At 73.7% G+C, this 17,666-nt stretch carries 17 protein-coding genes; 5 read left to right on the forward strand and 12 right to left on the reverse strand.

Features of this window, described 5'->3' with window-relative positions; all coding sequences use genetic code 11:
• The 4 genes from ACYVDA_RS19400 to rimP all read right to left on the reverse strand — a co-directional run.
• Positions 1–374 (reverse strand): translation initiation factor IF-2 N-terminal domain-containing protein (locus ACYVDA_RS19400; protein WP_460820153.1); only part of this gene is annotated, 374 nt, incomplete at its 3' end.
• 101 nt (positions 375–475) lie between these two features.
• Positions 476–850 (reverse strand): YlxR family protein, encoded by a 375-nt coding sequence (locus tag ACYVDA_RS19405; protein WP_460820154.1) that lies wholly within the window; start codon positions 848–850, stop codon positions 476–478.
• 78 nt (positions 851–928) lie between these two features.
• Positions 929–1,945: a transcription termination factor NusA gene (gene nusA, locus ACYVDA_RS19410; protein ID WP_460820155.1), complete on the reverse strand. Its 1,017-nt coding sequence runs from the start codon at positions 1,943–1,945 to the stop codon at positions 929–931.
• Positions 1,945–2,415, reverse strand: coding sequence for a ribosome maturation factor RimP (gene rimP, locus ACYVDA_RS19415; RefSeq protein ID WP_460820157.1), 471 nt, complete (start codon positions 2,413–2,415; stop codon positions 1,945–1,947). The genes nusA and rimP overlap by 1 nt, the downstream gene beginning before the upstream one ends.
• A 190-nt stretch (positions 2,416–2,605) precedes the next feature.
• Between rimP and ACYVDA_RS19420 the strand changes: the two genes are divergently transcribed.
• From ACYVDA_RS19420 to ACYVDA_RS19430, 3 genes are read left to right on the forward strand one after another with little or no spacing between them, the layout of a single operon-like run.
• Positions 2,606–3,229, forward strand: coding sequence for a hypothetical protein (locus tag ACYVDA_RS19420; RefSeq protein WP_460820158.1), 624 nt, complete (start codon positions 2,606–2,608; stop codon positions 3,227–3,229).
• On the forward strand, positions 3,226–3,675 hold the full coding sequence (locus tag ACYVDA_RS19425; RefSeq protein ID WP_460820159.1) for a ferritin-like domain-containing protein: 450 nt from the start codon (positions 3,226–3,228) through the stop codon (positions 3,673–3,675). Before ACYVDA_RS19420 ends, ACYVDA_RS19425 begins: the two co-directional genes overlap by 4 nt.
• Before the next feature lie 59 nt (positions 3,676–3,734).
• Positions 3,735–4,604 (forward strand): alpha/beta fold hydrolase, encoded by an 870-nt coding sequence (locus tag ACYVDA_RS19430; RefSeq protein WP_460820160.1) that lies wholly within the window; start codon positions 3,735–3,737, stop codon positions 4,602–4,604.
• Positions 4,605–4,631: 27 nt separating this feature from the next.
• Here the strand turns inward: ACYVDA_RS19430 and ACYVDA_RS19435 are convergent, their stop codons facing one another.
• The 5 genes from ACYVDA_RS19435 to ACYVDA_RS19455 form a co-directional block, all read right to left on the reverse strand.
• Positions 4,632–5,990, reverse strand: a complete 1,359-nt coding sequence (locus ACYVDA_RS19435; RefSeq protein ID WP_460820161.1) for an acetamidase/formamidase family protein — start codon at positions 5,988–5,990, stop codon at positions 4,632–4,634.
• Positions 5,991–6,105: 115 nt separating this feature from the next.
• Positions 6,106–7,080 (reverse strand): zinc metalloprotease, encoded by a 975-nt coding sequence (locus ACYVDA_RS19440; RefSeq protein WP_460820162.1) that lies wholly within the window; start codon positions 7,078–7,080, stop codon positions 6,106–6,108.
• Positions 7,081–7,144: 64 nt separating this feature from the next.
• Positions 7,145–8,917 (reverse strand): proline--tRNA ligase, encoded by a 1,773-nt coding sequence (locus tag ACYVDA_RS19445; RefSeq protein WP_460820164.1) that lies wholly within the window; start codon positions 8,915–8,917, stop codon positions 7,145–7,147.
• Between the two features lie 150 nt (positions 8,918–9,067).
• Complete coding sequence (gene acpA / locus ACYVDA_RS19450) at positions 9,068–10,726, reverse strand: acid phosphatase (RefSeq protein WP_460820165.1); 1,659 nt, start codon at positions 10,724–10,726, stop codon at positions 9,068–9,070.
• 103 nt (positions 10,727–10,829) lie between these two features.
• Positions 10,830–11,678, reverse strand: a complete 849-nt coding sequence (locus tag ACYVDA_RS19455; protein WP_460820166.1) for a GNAT family N-acetyltransferase — start codon at positions 11,676–11,678, stop codon at positions 10,830–10,832.
• A gap of 104 nt (positions 11,679–11,782) precedes the next feature.
• On the opposite strand from ACYVDA_RS19455, the gene ACYVDA_RS19460 reads away from it, so the two are divergent.
• Both ACYVDA_RS19460 and ACYVDA_RS19465 read left to right on the forward strand, forming a co-directional pair.
• The gene (locus tag ACYVDA_RS19460; protein WP_460820167.1) at positions 11,783–12,514 is read left to right on the forward strand and encodes a hypothetical protein; all 732 of its coding nucleotides are present in this window, start codon (positions 11,783–11,785) and stop codon (positions 12,512–12,514) included.
• A 37-nt stretch (positions 12,515–12,551) separates the two neighbouring features.
• Complete coding sequence (locus ACYVDA_RS19465) at positions 12,552–13,979, forward strand: hypothetical protein (protein ID WP_460820168.1); 1,428 nt, start codon at positions 12,552–12,554, stop codon at positions 13,977–13,979.
• A gap of 9 nt (positions 13,980–13,988) precedes the next feature.
• Here ACYVDA_RS19465 and ispG read toward each other — a convergent pair whose 3' ends face one another.
• The 3 genes from ispG to ACYVDA_RS19480 are packed head-to-tail and all read right to left on the reverse strand — an operon-like array spanning position 13,989 to position 17,663.
• A complete protein-coding gene (gene ispG / locus ACYVDA_RS19470; RefSeq protein WP_460820169.1) occupies positions 13,989–15,140 on the reverse strand; it encodes a flavodoxin-dependent (E)-4-hydroxy-3-methylbut-2-enyl-diphosphate synthase in 1,152 nt (383 codons plus the stop codon).
• A gap of 58 nt (positions 15,141–15,198) precedes the next feature.
• Positions 15,199–16,515 carry a M50 family metallopeptidase gene (locus ACYVDA_RS19475; RefSeq protein WP_460820170.1) on the reverse strand — a complete coding sequence of 439 codons (1,317 nt, stop codon included), beginning with the start codon at positions 16,513–16,515 and terminating at the stop codon, positions 15,199–15,201.
• Entirely contained in the window at positions 16,512–17,663 is a 1,152-nt protein-coding gene (locus ACYVDA_RS19480; RefSeq protein ID WP_460820171.1) for a 1-deoxy-D-xylulose-5-phosphate reductoisomerase, read from the reverse strand. Before ACYVDA_RS19480 ends, ACYVDA_RS19475 begins: the two co-directional genes overlap by 4 nt.
• Positions 17,664–17,666: the final 3 nt, after the last annotated feature.

Genomic DNA, 17,666 nt, shown 5'->3' on the forward strand with positions numbered 1-17,666 from the left:
GCGGTGCGCTCGGGCGTCGCCGTCGCCTCGGCCGCCGGGGCGACCGGGGTGGACGGGGCCGGCTGCTCGGCCGGGGCGCTCGCGGTGTCGTCCTCGGCGGGAGCCGACGGCGACGGGGTGCGCGACGCGGCCGGGCCCGGGGTGGGGGCGGCCGGGCGGGCCGGCGCCTTCTTGGCGGCCTTCTTGGCCGCGGCGGCCTCGGCGCGCGAGTTGAGGTCGGCGCCGTAGGTGTCGTTGAAACGCTTCTCGACGAGGGGGTTGATGCCCGACGAGGGGGCCTTCACGAACTCGCCGAGGTCGCCGAGGAGTCCGATGACTTCCTTGCTCGGCACGCCGTACTTCTTGGCGAGATCGCTGACTCGGGTGTTTGCCACGAATTTCCTCCTGGTCCGAGCCCGTCCAGGAGGGCAGCGAACCGCTAGTTGATGTGCTTGCTCATCGTGCTGTGTTCATCGCGAGGTGTCTCATCGCAGGCTCATGAGCTGGTGCTCCCGTTCTGGAAGGGTGCTGACTGGTTCGGTGCTGAGTCGTGCTGGTGCTGGTCGAGGTGCTCCCGCAGGCGCTCGGTCCGCAGGGGCCCTCGGGTCCCGACGTCGTGCCTCAGGGCCCGGGCGAAGGCCCGCCTGCGCTCAGCGAGCGCCAGGCAGGCGCTCGTGGGGTGCAGGTGTGCTCCTCGACCCGGTGCGGTGCTCGACGGGTCGGGCACGACGGACCAGGAACCGGCCTGGCCGTCCGCGTCCGTCCCGGCGACCAGCCGCAACAACTCACGCTTGGCGGCTCGCTGCCGACAGCCGATGCAGGTCCGGACGGGTCCGGAGCCGGGCACGCTGCTGTCGAGTAGGTCAACCACCGTCGACCACTCTACCGGTGCGGCCGACCGATCTCTAACCGGTCGGTCCCTGGTGGCCCTCCACCCCGGTCGGCGGGCTCAGGCCGGCGGCGCCACCGGGGGCCGCGACCGGTCCGGCAGCGGGTCCGACGGGGCCTCGTCGGAGCGGATGTCGATGCGCCAGCCGGTGAGGCGGGCGGCGAGGCGGGCGTTCTGGCCCTCCTTGCCGATCGCCAGGGAGAGCTGGAAGTCCGGTACGACGACGCGGGCCGAGCGGGCCGCGAGGTCGACCACGGTCACGCTGGTCACGCGGGCCGGGCTCAGGGCGTTGCCGACCAGGGTCGCCGGGTCGTCCGACCAGTCGACGATGTCGATCTTCTCGCCACCCAGCTCGTTCATCACGTTGCGCACCCGCTGGCCCATCGGACCGATGCAGGAGCCCTTGGCGTTGACGCCGGGCACCCGGGTGTGGACCGCGATCTTGGTGCGGTGACCGGCCTCGCGGGCGATGCCGGCGATCTCCACGGTGCCGTCGGCGATCTCGGGCACCTCGAGGGCGAAGAGCTTCTTGACCAGGTTGGGGTGCGTGCGCGACAGCATCACCTGCGGACCGCGCATGCCCCGGCGCACGCTGACCACCAGCGCCTTGAGCCGTACGCCGTGGGAGTAGTCCTCCCCGGGCACGCGCTCGCCGGCCGGCAGCAGCGCCTCGAGCTGGCCCAGGTCGACCAGCACGTCGTTGGGGTCGCGCCCCTGCTGCACCAGGCCGGAGACGATGTCGCCCTCCTTGCCGGCGAACTCCCCGAACTTGCGCTCGTCCTCGGCGTCGCGCAGGCGCTGGAGCATGATCTGCTTCGCGGTCGTCGCGGCGATCCGGCCGAACCCGGCGGGGGTGTCGTCGTACTCCCCCACCACGTTGCCCTCGTCGTCGAGCTCCTGGGCCATCACCACGACGTGACCGGTCTTGCGGTCGAGCTCGACGCGCGCACGCTCCTGCGCGTCGCCGCCCTTGTGGTACGCCGTGATCAGGGCCTGCTCGATGGCCTCCACGAGCACCGCGAACGGGATCTCCTTCTCGCGCTCCAGCATGCGCAGGAGGTTCATGTCGATGTCCATCAGGCGTCCTCACTCTTCTTGAACTCGATCTGGACCTTGGCCTTGCTGACCTCGGCGTAGGACACCCGGCGCTCGCGTCCGCTGACGTCGAGCACGGCGCCGTCGTCGTCGGTCGAGGTGATCCGGCCGGTGACCGGGCCGCCCTCGACCAACGAGACCTTGACCAGGCGGCCGGTGTTGCGGCGCCAGTGGCGCGGCAGGGTCAGGGCGCGGTCGACGCCGGGCGAGGACACCTCGAGGGTGTACGCCGCGCGACCCATCGCGTCGGTCTCGTCCAGCACGGTGGAGATCGCCCGGGTGGCGTCGGCGATGTCGTCCATCGACACGCCGCCGTCGCGGTCGACCGCGACCCGGAGCACGCGCCGCGACCCGGCGGTGCTGATCTCGACCGCCTCCAGGTCCAGCCCGAGCGCGGTCATCGGCTCCGCGAGCTCGCGGGTGAGGCGGTCCTTGGCGTCCACGGTGCCCATGGCTGGTGACCTCCTGCTGTGCTGTTGTGGCGATGCGTCGGCGAGCGCCCGCGTCGGGATCCGCGGTGCGGTCCGGCGCGAGGGGCGCGACCCCAACCCTAACGCCCCGGCCACGTGCCCTCGACCGACGCGGGAGTGTCCCGCAGCACCCTCACCGGCCCCGGGCGGACCAGCACCTAGGATCTGCCGCGTGGTCGAGCCCCTCCCTCCCGCGGCCGCTGCGGGCGTGTCCCGCCGTGGCGTCCTCGCCGGCGCGGGCGGCCTGGCCGCGGCCCCGCTGCTGACGGGCTGCTCCCTGGGCGAGGTCGGTCAGGCGGTGCGCCGTGGCGCCGGCCCCGACACCCCACCCGTCCCCACGCCCGACGTCCGGGTCGCCACCCGCGCCCTGGAGTCGGTCCGGGCCGCGCGCGAGCAGGTGAGCGCGACCGCGGCCCGCTACCCCGGGCTGGCCGGCACCCTGGCCCCGCTGATCGCGGTCCACCGGGCCCACGAGGCCTCCCTGGTCGACGCGGTCCCGCGGAGCGCCGCCTCCCCCACGACCAGCCCCACCCCCAGCCCCACCGCCAGTTCCACGAGCAGCCCCACCACCAGCCCGAGCGTCGGTGCCGCCTCGACCCCGTCGCCCACCTCGCCCCGGACTCCCACGGTCCCCCGCACCCGGGCGCGGGCCCTGGCTGCCGTCGTCGCGCTCGAGGACCGGCTGCACGCCGACCTCGACGGCCTGGCCGTCCGGGCCCAGAGCGGCGAGTTCGCCCGGCTGCTCGCGGCCATGGGGGCCGCCCTGGCCCAGCGTCGGGCCGGGCTCGCCCGATGAGCACCTCCCCGACCGGCGACGTGCCGACGAGCACCGTCCAGGCCCTGCAGAAGGCACTCGCCGCCGAGCACGCGGCCGTCGACCTCTACGGACTGCTCGGCGCCCAGGCCTCCCGGTCCCGGCAGCCGGCCCTGTTCAAGCAGCTCTCCGCGGCGTACGTCGACCACCGAGCCTCCCGCGACCGGCTCACCGAGCTGGTCGCCGCACGGGGCCAGGACCCGGTCGCGGCCGGCACCGACTACGCACCCCCCGGACCCACCGGGACCCCCGCCCAGGTCCAGGCCACGGCCCGCACCATCGAGCAGCGGGTCACGCTGACCTACGGCGAGCTGGTCGCCCACACGGCCGGCGCCGACCGCCGGTGGGCCATCTCGGCCCTGGACGCCAGCGCCCTGCGCGAGCTCACCTTCGCCGGACGCCCGCGGACCTTCCCCGGCATCGACTAGGCCGAACGCATCGGACCCGGGGTCGCGTGCCGGTCGGCACCCGGGTGTAGAACTCGGGCATGAGCTCCCTGACCCTGCCCGACGGCCGCTCCCTCGAGCTCGAGGTCACCGGCCCCGACGACGGGCCCGTCCTGGTCTTCCACCACGGCACCCCCGGCTGCGTCCTGCAGGAGCCGCTGATGCAGCGCACCGCCCACGCCCTCGGCCTGCGCCTGGTGACCTGGTCGCGCCCCGGCTACGCCGGCTCGACCCGGAGGCCCGGACGCACCGTGGCCGACGTCGCGCAGGACACCGCGGCCGTGCTGGACCACCTCGGCATCGAGACCTGCCGGGTCGCGGGCTGGTCCGGGGGCGGGCCGCACGCCCTGGCCTGCGCGGCCCTGCTGCCGGAGCGGGTGCGGGCCACGCTGGTGCTGGCCGGGGTGGCGCCGTACGACGCCGACGGGCTCGCCTTCCTCGAGGGCATGGGGCAGGACAACCTCGACGAGTTCGGGGCCGCCACCGCCTCGGAGGAGCAGCTGCGCGCCTACCTCGACGGCCACCGGCCCGGGCTCGCCGCGATCACCCCCGAGCAGATCACCGCCGAGCTCGACTCCCTGCTGCCGCCGGCCGACAAGGCCGTCCTCACCGGGGAGTACGCCGAGGCGGTCGCCCGCAGCTTCCGGCACGCGGTCTCGGCCGGCGTCGACGGCTGGCTGGACGACGACCTCGCGTTCGTGGCGCCCTGGGGCTTCGACCTGGCCTCGATCACCGGGCGCGTCGCGCTCTGGCAGGGCACCGAGGACCTGATGGTGCCCGTGGCCCACGGCCGCTGGCTGGCCGAGCGGGTGCCGGGCGTGCAGGCCCACGTCGAGGAGGGCGAGGGACACCTCTCGATCGGCCTGGGACGGCTCGAGACGATGCTCGCCGACCTGCTCGCGACCGGTTGACGGGGCCGGGACCGGCCCCGCCCGGCCTCAGCGCCCGAAGTCGGCCTTGCGGATCAGGGCGTGGATCCCGGTGGTCCGGTCCACGACCTGCGAGCACTGGAAGTCCGCGGCCGCCGAGAGGTAGGCGTAGGCCACCGGGCCCGCCATCCCCAGGTCGTCGGTGAGGAAGGCCAGGGCCCGTCGCACGGCGTCCTTCATCGCGAGGTCCAGGCTGGTGGCGTTGCCGCCGTTCTCGGGGCCGTCGGGGTCCGAGAGGCCGATCGGGATCCAGTGCTCGGGGTTCTCCGCGAAGGGCGCGTCGAAGGCCGCCCGCGGCGCCTTCCGCGACCCCTTCTCCACCACGGTCAGCCGGAAGGTGGGGCGCAGCGACCCCTCCATCGCGGTGAGGGCGACCTCGCCGTCGCCCTGGGCCATGTGCGGGTCGCCGCTGTAGAACATCGCCCCCGCGACCTGCACGGGGAGGTAGAGCGTCGAGCCGACCGTGAGGTCGTTGATGTCGATGTTGCCGCCGGCGTCGGTGGGCGGCACCGAGTCCACCAGCTTCGAGGTGTCCCGGGCGACGCCCATCATCCCCATGAACGGGTGCAGGTCGAAGCCGACCGGCACGGCTCCGGGCAGCCGGCCGCGCAGGGTCCCGCGGGCGCGCTGGACCGCGGTGAACACGCTGATGTTGCCCCCCGCGTTGAAGTACGCCGCGGAGGCCGGGTCGCCCTGGAACTTCTCCGGGTACTCCCCGGGCAGGGCGCCCTTGCCGTGGCGGTTGGAGATCACGCCGTACGGCACCCGCAGGGGGAGGTCGAGCACCTCGATCTTGAGCACGTCGCCCGGCTCGGCCCCCTGCACGGCGACGGGACCGGTCACGACGTGCGGACCGGGCCCGTCGTGGGGGGTCCGGGCCGCGACCGCGATCGCGTCGGTCAGGACCTGCCGCTCCCCCACGCCGTACTGCTCGAAGAAGGCGCGGGGGTCACGGCCCTGGTCCTCCAGGACCCCCTCGTGGGAGATCGTGTCGAGGGTGACCACCGACCCCGAGGGCACGATGGCGACCGGGTCGGTGTCGCGGTTGGGCAGTCGCCCCCACAGGACCTCCTCGGCCCGGGCCGGCACGTAGCGTCCACGTCGCGGGCCCTGCCCGGGCTGGAGGACGTGCACCGGCGACGGGCGGGCGGCCGGCCGGTGCGCCGCCGCCGCCGTCTCGTCGGCCGCGATCACCCCGGCGGTGCCCAGCGCGCCGACGGCGGCCGCGCGCAGCATCGCCCGGCGGCCGAGGAGGCCGCCCAGACGTGCCCCGAGCTCCTCGACCGAGTCGGCGTGGACCGCGGTGGGCAGGGGCGCGCCGGCCAGGTGGTCGTGCAGGTCGGGGCGTGACGGTGACGAGGGCGACATGGGTCTCCTGGGTCGGGGGACCCCACACCAGCAGGCCGTTGTTACCGGCCCGCTGCGGCGTGTGACGCGCGGGTTACGCCGCCCGGGCAGACCCGGGCAGGCCCGGTGGGCCGCCTCAGCCGCGGTAGGCCGTCCACATCCGGTGCATCCGGTCGTCCTGGCCGGCGGTGAAGGTGAAGTAGCAGCTGTCGTAGCTGTAGTCCATGTAGTTGTGGATCGGGTCCAGGCCCGGGGCCGGGCAGCTGTCGCGGCCGGTCGGGCAGCCCGTGCTCGGCGAGGCCTGGGCCGCGGTGTCGGCGACCTCGTCACCCGGGTCGGCGCACCCGCCCTGGAAGGTGTGGTAGAGCCCGAGCCAGTGACCGGTCTCGTGGGTCGCGGTCTTGCCCAGGTCGTAGTTTGGGATCCCGCCGCCGGGCAGCGAGGAGTACTGCACCCGGATCCCGTCGATGCCGGGCTGGCGCGCGTAGTCCCACGGGAAGGTCGCGATGCCCAGGTAGTCGAAGTCGACGAGCCAGATGTTCAGGGCGTTCCGGCCGCCCTGGCGCGTCTTGGTGCGGTACGACGTGCTGGCCCGGTCGTGGTGCCAGGCGTCGTTGTCGAACCGGTTGGTGCCGGCGAGGTAGAACCCGATGCCGGTGGCGACACCCGCGCCGTCGGGGTCGCGGCCGCCGTACGTCGCGTTCAGCACCGCGATCTGCCGGTCGATCTGGCGGGCCGTGACGTCCCCGGCGCCGTTCTTGGCGCGCATGACGTGGACGTAGACCGGGATGGCGCCGATGCTGGCCGCGGCGGCACGACGACGCTCGGCCGACCGCTGGGACAGGACGGTGCGGGTGCGGGCCTCGATCCGGCGCTGCTCGGCGGCCGAGACGCCACGGGTGTCCGGCCCGTGCCCCCCGGCTCCGCGCGCCGCGGCGGCACCGGTGCCGGTCGCACGGTCCACGCAGGCGGTGGACACCGCGGTCCGCGGGTGCGGGGCGCCGGTGGAGGCCGAGGCAGCCGTGGAGCCGGCGGCCGGGGCCACCAGGCCGGTGGCGAGCGCCAGCAGGCCGACGGCCAGGCAGCGCCGCGAGGCGGAGTTTCGAGACACGAGGGGTCCTTCCCGAGCAGGAAGTGCCAACCTAGGGCCCCGCCCGGGGTTCGACCAGACCGGTCTAGCCCCGGACCACCCCGACCAGGTGCTCGACGGCGTCGTCGAGGGCCACCTCGCTGCGCTCGCCCGAGCGACGGTCCTTGACCTCGACCTTGCCCTCGACCAGGCCGCGGCCCACGGTGACGATCGTCGGCACGCCGATCAGCTCGGCGTCCTTGAACTTCACCCCGGGGCTGACCTTGGGCCGGTCGTCGTAGAGCACCTCGACCCCGCGGGCCTCCAGGTCCCCGGCCAGCCGGGCGGCGGCCTCGAACACGGCCGCGTCCTTGCCGGTCGCGACCAGGTGCACGTCGGCCGGGGCGACCTCGCGGGGCCAGACCAGACCGAGCTCGTCGTGGTTGTCCTCGGCGATCACCGGGACCGCCCGCGAGACGCCGATGCCGTAGGACCCCATCGTGACGGTCACGAGCTTGCCGTTCTCGTCGAGCACCTTGAGGTCCAGCGCCTCGGCGTACTTGCGACCGAGCTGGAAGATGTGGCCCATCTCGATGCCGCGCGCGGTCTCCAGGACGCCGTCCTCGCAGGCGGGGCACGGGTCGCCGTCGCGCACCTCGGCCACCTCGACGACACCGTCGCCGGTGAAGTCGCGGCCCGCGACCAGGTCGAGCACGTGGCTGCCGGGCACGTCGGCACCGGTCACCCACGCGGTCCCCTCGACCACGCGCGGGTCGAGCAGGTAGCGGATCCCGGCCGGCTCGTCCAGACCGAGGGCACCGGGGCCGATGTAGCCCTTGGCCAGGGTCGGCTGGGCGGCGAACTGCTCCTCGGAGTAGGGCTCGAAGGTCGTGCCCTCACCCAGGAACGCCTCGACGCGCTTCTCGTCGACCTCGCGGTCGCCGGGGACGCCGAACGCCACCGCCTCGGTGGTGCCGTCGGGCCTGCGGACCGAGAACACCACGTTCTTCAGGGTGTCGGCGCCGGTCCAGGCCCGGCCGTCGCTGCGCGGGTAGGCCTCCTCGAGGTGGGCCACGAGCGAGTCGATGGTCGGGGTGTCGGGGGTCTGCTCGGCGTGGGCGGCCGGCAGGTCGGCGTACGACCGCGCCGCGGGGGGTCGCACGGTGACGGCCTCGACGTTGGCGGCGTAGTCGCACCGGGTGCAGCGCACGTAGGTGTCCTCGCCGATCGGGCTGGCGGCCAGGAACTCCTCCGAGCGCGAGCCGCCCATGGCCCCCGACATCGCCTTGACGATGACGTAGTCGAAGCCGAGCCGGTCGAAAACGCGGACGTAGGCCTCGCGGTGGGCGGCGTACGACGCGTCGAGGCCCTCGTCGGAGGTGTCGAAGGAGTAGGAGTCCTTCATCACGAACTCGCGACCGCGGATCAGGCCGGCGCGGGGACGCGCCTCGTCGCGGTACTTGGTCTGGATCTGGTAGAGCCAGACCGGCAGGTCCTTGTAGGAGGAGTAGAGGTCCTTGACCACGAGGGTGAACATCTCCTCGTGGGTGGGCCCGAGCAGGTAGTCGCCGCCCTTGCGGTCCTTGAGCCGGAAGATCCCGTCGCCGTAGTCGGTCCAGCGACCGGTCGTCTCGTAGGGCTCGCGCGGCAGCAGCGCGGGGAACTGCAGCTCCTGGGCGCCCATCGCGTCCATCTCGTCGCGCACGACCTGCTCGACCTTGCGGAAGACGCGCAGGCCCAGGGGCAGCCAGGTGTAGATGCCCGGCGCCGCACGGCGGATGTAGCCGGCGCGGAGCAGCAGCCGGTGGCTCGGCACCTCGGCGTCGACGGGGTCCTCCCGCAACGTGCGCACGAACAGTGACGACATCCGCAAGATCATGGGCTGAAGGCTAACGGCGCGTGCACCGCTGCGACGAACCGGTTGTCGACGCCCGGGGACGACGCCTGGGGACCACGAGAGGGGACCACGAGAGGGGACCACGGAGGGTGCCGGGTCGAGACGACCCGGCACCCTCTCGCAGGGGTGCTGCTAGTTGCGGGACACGACCGCGCGCTTGAGGTCGTTGACCCCGGCGTCACGGCTGGACAGCGGGGCGAGCCCGAAGCTGCGCTCGATGGTGGCCAGGATCGAGGTGGTGTCGTACGACGTGTGGTCCACGCCGGACTTCTTCTGGCGACCGCCGATGACCAGCGCCGGGATCCGGGTGCCGGGGCCCCACGCGTCGCCCTGCGGCGGGGCGACGTGGTCCCACTGGCCGCCGAACTCGTCGTAGGTCACCACGACCAGGGTGTCCTTGGCCTCCGGGCCGGAGCGGATCGTCTTGAGCAGGTCCACGAGGTGGTCCGAGCCGGTCGACTCGCTCGCGTAGCCGGGGTGCTCGTTCTCCGCGCCGTAGGGCTTGACGAAGGAGACCGAGGGCAGCGTCCCCTTCTTGGCGGCGGCGATGAAGCGCTTCTCGTCCTGCAGGTGCGCGCGCCCGGGCTGGCCGGGGGCGTAGTTCGCGAAGTAGTTGAAGGGCTGGTGGTGGTACTGGAACAGCGGGCCCGGGTGACCGGAGTTCGCGTCGTCCCAGCCACCGGAGTACCAGTTCCAGCTGACCTTCTTCGCCGACAGGCGGTCGCCGATGTTGGGGTACTTCGCGTCGTCGATCAGCGGGATCGAGGCGCCCGAGGCGGACTTGGGCTGCACGGCCGGCTGGACGGTGTTCACGGCGTACGCCCCGCAGGCGCGGGCGTAGTTGTCGGCCGAGGTGCCGCGGCACTTCTCGGTCAGCTGCCCGTCGACCACGCCGGGGTTGTCGGCCTTGTACTGCGGGTAGGTGGTGGGCATCCCGTTGCTGTCCAGGACCGAGTGCTTCGCGCCCTGGCCGCCGTCGCTGGTGTCCAGCGGGGAGCGGGCGGCGATCAGCCACTGGTGGTTGAGGAACGACCCGCCGAACGCGGCCTGGAAGAAGGAGTCCGCGATCGTGTACTTCGGGGCGCCCTGGGCGTGCAGGTAGCGGTAGATCGGCAGCGCCTTGGTGTCGTAGTGGCCCTGGGTCAGGCCGACCGCGTCGGAGCCGGTGGTGTAGCGGTCCTGCTTGCCGCCGTCGATCTGGTACTGCTCCTGGTAGAAGCGGTGCACGATGTCGCGCGTGCACCCGCCGGGCTCGCCGCTGCCCTTCAGCGCCCCGTTGGGGGCGTAGACGCCGGGCGCCGGGCAGGTGGTGTCCTCGGGCTTGATGAAGTCCTCGATGCGGAACGGCGCGTTGGCGAAGTTGCTCGCGGTGATGCCGTGGGTCGCGTCCTGGCAGGTGTTCGGCTGCGGCGGCGAGGTCAGGTTGACGTCGTCCTGCGGGAGGCAGCCGTAGGCGGTGCCGTCCTGGCCGACCTGGGTCTTCTGCGCCGCGGTGGCCTGCGGGAGCCCGTTGACGGTCTGGCCGCCGACCGAGCCCCAGCCGCCGTAGAGGTTGTCGAAGGAGTGGTTCTCCTCGTAGATCACGACCAGGTGCTTGTAGCCGCCGGGCAGGCGGCCGGTGGAGCGGTGGTGCTTGCGGTGCTTGGCGTGCTTCTTGGCGGCCTTGGCGGTGGCGTGGTGGGCGGCGGCGTCGGCCGGGGTGGCGACGGCCGCGCCTCCGGCCACGACGGCCAGGGCGGCGAGCGCGGCCAGGGCCGACGTCCGCGTGCGGGTGGTGCGCTGACGGGTCACGTGTGCTCCTCGAGGCGGGGGGTGCTCGTTGCTGCGCTCAACCTTCACCCGCCAGGTGGACGGATGTCGAGGACCCGGTGTCGAGGAGGTGAACCGGTCGGCCCTAGAACATGATCGTCGAGAAGGTCTCGGTCTGCTCGAACCCCACCCGGGCGTACGCCGCACGGGCGGCGGTGTTGTGGGCGTTGACGTAGAGCGAGACCGCCGGGGCGACGTCGAGCAGGCAGGCCTGGACGACGGCGGCCATCCCGGCGCTGGCCAGGCCGCGACCGCGCAGCTCGGGGTCGACGTACACGCCCTGGACCTGGCAGGCCCCGGTCGTCGCGCAGGCCACCTCGGCCTTGAACTCGACCCGGCCGTCGACGATCCGCGAGAAGGACCAGCCGCGGCCGACCAGCTGGTTGACCCGGGCCCGGTAGAGGTCGGCACCGCCGTCGACCTCCGGGGAGACGCCCACCTCCTCGGTGTACATCGCCACGCAGGCCGGGTAGAGGGTCTCGACCTGGTCCCGCGTGGTGCGCCGCACCAGCGGGTCGGGCTCGACCTCCGTCGACGGCGTCCGGGTGACCAGGTGGGGCTGGTCCCAGCGGATGTCGCGGGGCTCGCTCCAGCGACCCTCGAGCCCGGCCCAGAGCCGGCGCACGGCCGCCTGCGGGCCCACGATCGTGGAGCTGCTGCGGGCCGACCTCGCGGCGCGGTCGGCGAAGGCGTCGCACGCGGCCGGGGTCGCGCAGACCGGGACCAGGTTGGCGCCCACGTGGGCCAGCGAGACCAGCGCGTCGTCCTCGTAGTAGCCCCACACCTCGCCGCCCAGCCAGCGCGGGTCCAGCTGGGTGATCCGGGCGCGGTAGTCGGCGAAGACGTTGACCACCGGGTCGCGGCCCACCACCGCCAGCGCGGCGGCCGTGTCGGCGGGTCCCAGCACACGCACGGCGGGGCTGGGACGGGGCACGCCCGGAGCCTACGGCAGAGCCCCGAGGCCGCGTGGCCGCCTTCGACAGGGTCACCCGGGGTTTTCCGGGTCCTGGGAGCACCCGGACCACTACGGTGACCTGCATGCTCACCGGACCCCCTGGCACCCCGTCCGCACCGGTGCGCGCAGCCGCGTCGGTGGCCGTCCCGATGATCCTGCTGCTCGGCGCCGGGTGCGGGGGCTCCGCGGGCACCGGTGACTCCCCGGCCGCCCGCTCCACCCCGAGCAAGGCCCCGGACGCGGCCACCACCGCCTGCCGGACCCAGTGGAAGCAGCTGCGCGGCGCGGTGGCCGCCCAGGACGGCGCGACCACCCCCTCGGCGCTGCCGGGCCGCTGGGACAACGTGGTCGCCACCCTCGACCACTACGTCGCCGCCGCGACCGCCCGGGACTGCGGCAGCACCCTGGCCGGGCAGAAGAAGTCGATCGCGCAGCTGCAGGCCTTCAACCGGCGCCTGGTCGCCTACGACCTCCCCCGGCGGCTCACCAGCCTGGAGGACCCCGGCGCGACGTACGCCGCCCGCGCCAAGGCCGCCACCCGCCGGACAGGCACCGGGAAGAAGGCGAAGGTCCGCACGGGCCCCGCGCCGAAGCAGGTGAAGGCGGCCCTGGCCACCTTGACCAGGCAGGCGCCGCTGGCCACCCGTCAGCAGGGACCCGCCTGGCAGCAGGCCACGGCCACCGACCCCGGGGACCGCGCCGCGGTGGCCAAGGCCGTCAAGGACCTGAAGTTCCTCTCCGGCCGGAGCGCGGCCTACCGCGCCGGCAAGGCCGCGGCCGACACCGTCCAGCGGGCCGCCTCCTTCCTGGGCTGACCCCGACGCTCGGGACGGCCCTGCCATGCTCGGGCCCGTGCCCGACGTCCACATCTCCCCCGACGCACCCCCGGACCCGACCGCAGCTCCGCGTGGGTCCGCCGTCGTGAGGGCCGCTCCCTGGGTCGGGCTGGCCGCGGCCGTCGCGCTGGTGGCCTGGGCCTTCCTCTACCCCGACGTGACCGGCACGGCCGTCTTCGCCCGCGCCCCGCGCAACGCCTCGACCGACGAGGTCCCGCCGCTCCACGGCCTGTGGCGGCCCAAGGTGCCCGGCCCGGCCACGGTGGTCGCGGTGCTGCTCGCCCTGGCGTCGCTGCGGTGGGCCGCCGCGCTGGCCGACCGGCTCGGCTGGCGCCGCCTCCTGGTCGTGTCCTACCTGGCGGGGCTGGCCTGGATGTTGGTCCTGGCCCTGGTCGACGGGACGTCCGGGCTCTCGCGGCAGCTCGGCAACCCCTACGAGTACCTCCCCACCGCCCGTGCCGTGACCGACGTGCCCACGTTGCTGAGCACCTGGGTCTCGCGGATGCCGCTGTACTCCGAGCACCCCTTCCCCACCCACGTCGCCGGCCACCCACCGGGGGCCCTGCTGTTCTTCGTCGTGCTCGTCCGGGTCGGCCTCGGGGGCGACCTGGCCGCCGGGGTCGTGGTCACCCTGCTCGCGGCCACCACGGCCGTGGCCGTCTTGGTCGCGCTGCGCGCCCTCGGTTCCGAGGCGATGGCCCGGCGGGCGGCGCCCTTCCTGGTGCTGGCCCCGTCCGCGGTCTTCTCCGCCGTCTCCGGCGACGCCGTCTTCGCGGCGGTCGGCGCCTGGGGGCTGGCCTGCCTGGCCCTGGCGGCGACCGCGTCCTGCCACGACCACGCGGGGCGAGGAGGCCGGCGGACCTGGGTGGCCTGGTCGGTGCTGGCGGGCCTGCTGCTCGGCGCGGTGGTGATGATGTCGTGGGGCCTGCCGATCCTGGGCATCCCGGCGGTGGCCGTCCTGGTCGTGGCCCGCGCGTGGCGTCCACTGCCGGTCACGGCGGCGGCCGCGCTGGTGGTGGTGCTCGGCTTCGCCGTGGCCGGCTGGTCATGGTGGGAGGTCTACCCCCACCTGGTGGCGCGCTACCAGCAGGGCGTCGCCCACCGGCGTCCGGCGTCGTACTGGTGGTGGGCGAACCTGGCCCTGCTGCTGATCAGCGCCGGGCCGCTGGTGGCCCCGGCCGTGGCCCACCTCACCGCGACCGCGCGGACCGCCTGGCGCGGGTCGCGCGCGGTCCTGCTGCTGGCCGCGTCGGGCGTGGCCATGGTGGCCGCCGCCGACGCCTCGGGCATGAGCAAGGCCGAGGTCGAGCGGATCTGGCTGCCGTTCGCGCCCTGGCTGCTGGTCGGCTGCGCCCTGCTCCCGCCGGCCTGGCGCCGCTGGGGCCTGGGCCTGCAGCTGCTGACCGCGCTCGTGGTGCAGCAGCTCCTCTACACCGTCTGGTGAGGGCCCGGGTCAGCTGACGGTGACCTCGGCGGAGGCGCCCTCGGTGGCCTCCATCGTCTCGGCGATGCGGAGGGCCTCCTCGATCAGGGTCTCGACGATCTGGCTCTCCGGCACGGTCTTGACGACCTCGCCCTTGACGAAGATCTGGCCCTTGCCGTTGCCCGAGGCCACGCCCAGGTCGGCCTCGCGGGCCTCGCCGGGGCCGTTGACGACGCAGCCCATGACGGCCACGCGCAGCGGCACCTCCATGCCCTCCAGGCCCGAGGTGACCTGCTCGGCCAGCTTGTAGACGTCGACCTGGGCCCGGCCGCACGAGGGGCAGGAGACGATCTCCAGCTTGCGCGGGCGCAGGTTGAGCGACTGCAGGATCTGGATGCCGACCTTGACCTCCTCCACCGGCGGGGCCGAGAGGGAGACGCGGATGGTGTCGCCGATGCCCTGCGAGAGCAGCGCCCCGAAGGCGGTCGCGGACTTGATCGTGCCCTGGAAGGCGGGGCCGGCCTCGGTGACGCCGAGGTGCAGCGGCCAGTCGCCGGCCTCGGCGAGCAGCTCGTAGGCGCGGACCATCACGACGGGGTCGTTGTGCTTGACCGAGATCTTGAAGTCGTGGAAGTCGTGCTCCTCGAACAGCGAGGCCTCCCACACGGCGGACTCGACCAGCGCCTCGGGCGTGGCCTTGCCGTACTTGTCCATGATCCGCTTGTCCAGGGACCCGGCGTTGACGCCGATCCGGATCGAGGTGCCGTGGTCCTTGGCGGTCCGGGCGATCTCCTTGACCTGGTCGTCGAACTTGCGGATGTTGCCCGGGTTGACGCGCACGGCCGCGCAGCCGGCCTCGATGGCGGCGTAGACGTACTTGGGCTGGAAGTGGATGTCGGCGATGACCGGGATCTGGCTCTTGGTGGCGATCGCGGGCAGCGCGTCGGCGTCGTCCTGCGAGGGGCAGGCGACCCGGACGATGTCGCAGCCGGCGGCGGTCAGCTCGGCGATCTGCTGGAGCGTGGCGTTGACGTCGGAGGTCAGCGTGGTCGTCATCGACTGCACCGAGACCGGCGACTCGCTGCCGACCCCGACCTTGCCGACCTGGATCTGGCGGGTCGGGCGGCGCGGGGCCAGGACCGGCGGCGGGGCGGCGGGCATGCCGAGGGACACAGATGTCATGGGCCCATCCTAGGTTCCCGGTGTGCGCGGGCGTCCGACGGTGGCGCCGGGGCCGGCGTCAGGCCAGCGAGACCGGCGCGACCACGTCGGCGACGATCAGCACGAGGCTCACCACCAGGATCACGGCCGCCATCACGTAGGTCACCGGCAGCAGCTTGGCGCTGTCGACGGACCCGGGGTCCGGGCGCCCGAACAGCCGCGCGAGCCGGCGCCGCACGGTCTCGTAGAGCGTCGTCGCGATCCCGCCGCCGTCGAAGGGCGGCAGCGGCAGCAGGTTGATCAGGCCCAGGAAGAGGTTGAGCGAGGCGAGCAGGGCCAGCACCGAGAAGAACCGGTCCGAGACCGGCACCGACTGCTGCGAGGCCATCTCACCGGCGACGCGGCCGGCCCCGACCACGCTCATGGGGCCGTTGGGGTCGCGCTTCTCCAGCCCCAGGGCGGCACGGGCCACGTGGTAGACCTTGTTCGGCAGCGCGGCGATCGTCTTCACCGTCTGCCAGGTGCCGTCGGCCATGGTGGTCACCACGAATCCGACGCCCTGACGCTGGTTGACCGTCGTCGGCGCCAGCCCGAGGAAGCCGACCTTGGTGATCCGCTCGGGGTTGGAGACGTCCTGGCGGGGCGAGACCACGGTGGTCGGGCGCAGCGTGACGCGCTGGCCGTCCCGCTCCACCACGACGGTGGCCGTGCGGGTGCCGTTGGCGCGGATCCCGGTCTGCACCTGGCTCCAGGAGGTGACGCGCTCGCCGTTGAAGGACACGATCTGGTCGCCGGGCCGGAAGCCCGCCTCCTTCGCCGGGGCGGCCGGGTCGGCGGAGGTGCAGTCGCGGGTGGGGGCGTTCTCGGTCGCCTTGGTCACCGCGATGACGCACTGCGAGACCGAGCTGACCGTGGTGGTCGCCGTCTGGACGCCGTGGACCATGAAGACGATCGCGAACAGCACGAACGCGATCACCAGGTTGATCGCGACGCCCGAGCCCATGATCACCACCCGCTGCCACCACGGCTTGTCGTAGAACAACCGGCCGTGGTCGTGGGGCCCGACGTGCTCGTACTCCGCGTCGCGCGCGTCGTCGACCAGCTGGGCGAACATCCCCGTCGCACGGCTGCGCACGCGGTCGGGGTCGGAGGCCTGGTCCGGCGGCAGCATCCCGACGAGCTTGCAGTAGCCGCCGAGCGGGATCGCCTTGAGGCCGTACTCCGTCTCCCCCTTCTGCCGCGACCACAGGGTGCGGCCGAAGCCGATGAAGAACTGGGTGACCTTGACGTCGAACAGCTTGCCGGGGATCAGGTGGCCGGCCTCGTGGAGCCCGACGGAGACCAGCACGCCCACGACGAACAGGACCACCCCGAGGGTGTAGGTCAGCACGGTCATGAGGCGTCCTCGAGGAGAGTGCGGGCCTGCTCGCGGGCCCAGGCGTCGGCGGCCAGGACGTCCTCGACGGTCAGGGGACCGGCGGGGGTCCCGGCGGGGTCTGCCGGCGAGCGTACGTCGTGACCGGTCGCCGTCCCCTCGGCGTGGCCGGCCAGCACCCGGGCGACGGTGTCCACGATGTCGACGAAGCGGAGCCGGCCGTCGCGGAAGGCCTGCACGCACACCTCGTTGGCGGCGTTGTAGACCGCGGGCGACGTGCCGCCGCGCTCGCCGGCCTCGCGGGCCAGCCGCACGGCCGGGAAGGCCTCGTCGTCCAGCGGCGCGAACTCCCAGGTCTGGGCGGTGGTCCAGTCGACGGCCGGCGCGGTGTGGGGCACCCGGTCGGGCCAGGCCAGGCCCAGGGCGATCGGGATCAGCATGGTCGGCGGGCTGGCCTGGGCCAGGGTCGAGCCGTCGACGAACTCCACCATCGAGTGCACGACGCTGGTCGGGTGCACCACGACCTCGATGCGGTCGAACGGGATGCCGAAGAGCAGGTGCGCCTCGATCACCTCCAGGCCCTTGTTGACCAGGGTCGCGGAGTTGATCGTCACGACCGGCCCCATCGCCCAGGTCGGGTGGTCCAGCGCCTGCGCCGGCGTGACCTGGCCCAGCTCCTCGCGGGTGCGGCCGCGGAAGGGCCCGCCGCTCGCGGTCAGCACCAGTCGGCGTACCTCCTGCTCGGCGCCGCCGCGCAGGCACTGGGCCAGGGCGCTGTGCTCGCTGTCGACCGGCACGATCTGTCCCGGGGCGGCCAGGGAGGTGACGACCGGGCCGCCGATGATCAGCGATTCCTTGTTGGCCAGGGCCAGGGTGGTGCCGGCCTCCAGCGCTGCCACGGTGGGTCGCAGCCCGACCGCGCCGGTGATGCCGTTCAGGACGACGTCGCAGGCCAGACCGGCGGCCTCGACCGAGGCGTCCTCGCCGAGCCCGGACCACGCCGGGGAGAACTCCTCCACCTGGGCCGCGAACAGCTCCTCCTGGGAGCCCCCGGCGGTGAGGGCCACGACGCGGAACCGGTCGGGGTTGGCGCGGACGACGTCCAGGGCCTGGGTGCCGATGGAACCGGTCGAGCCGAGGATCACGACGTCACGACGAGGGGTGCTCACCCC

It is taken from the genome of Nocardioides korecus, assembly GCF_054778395.1.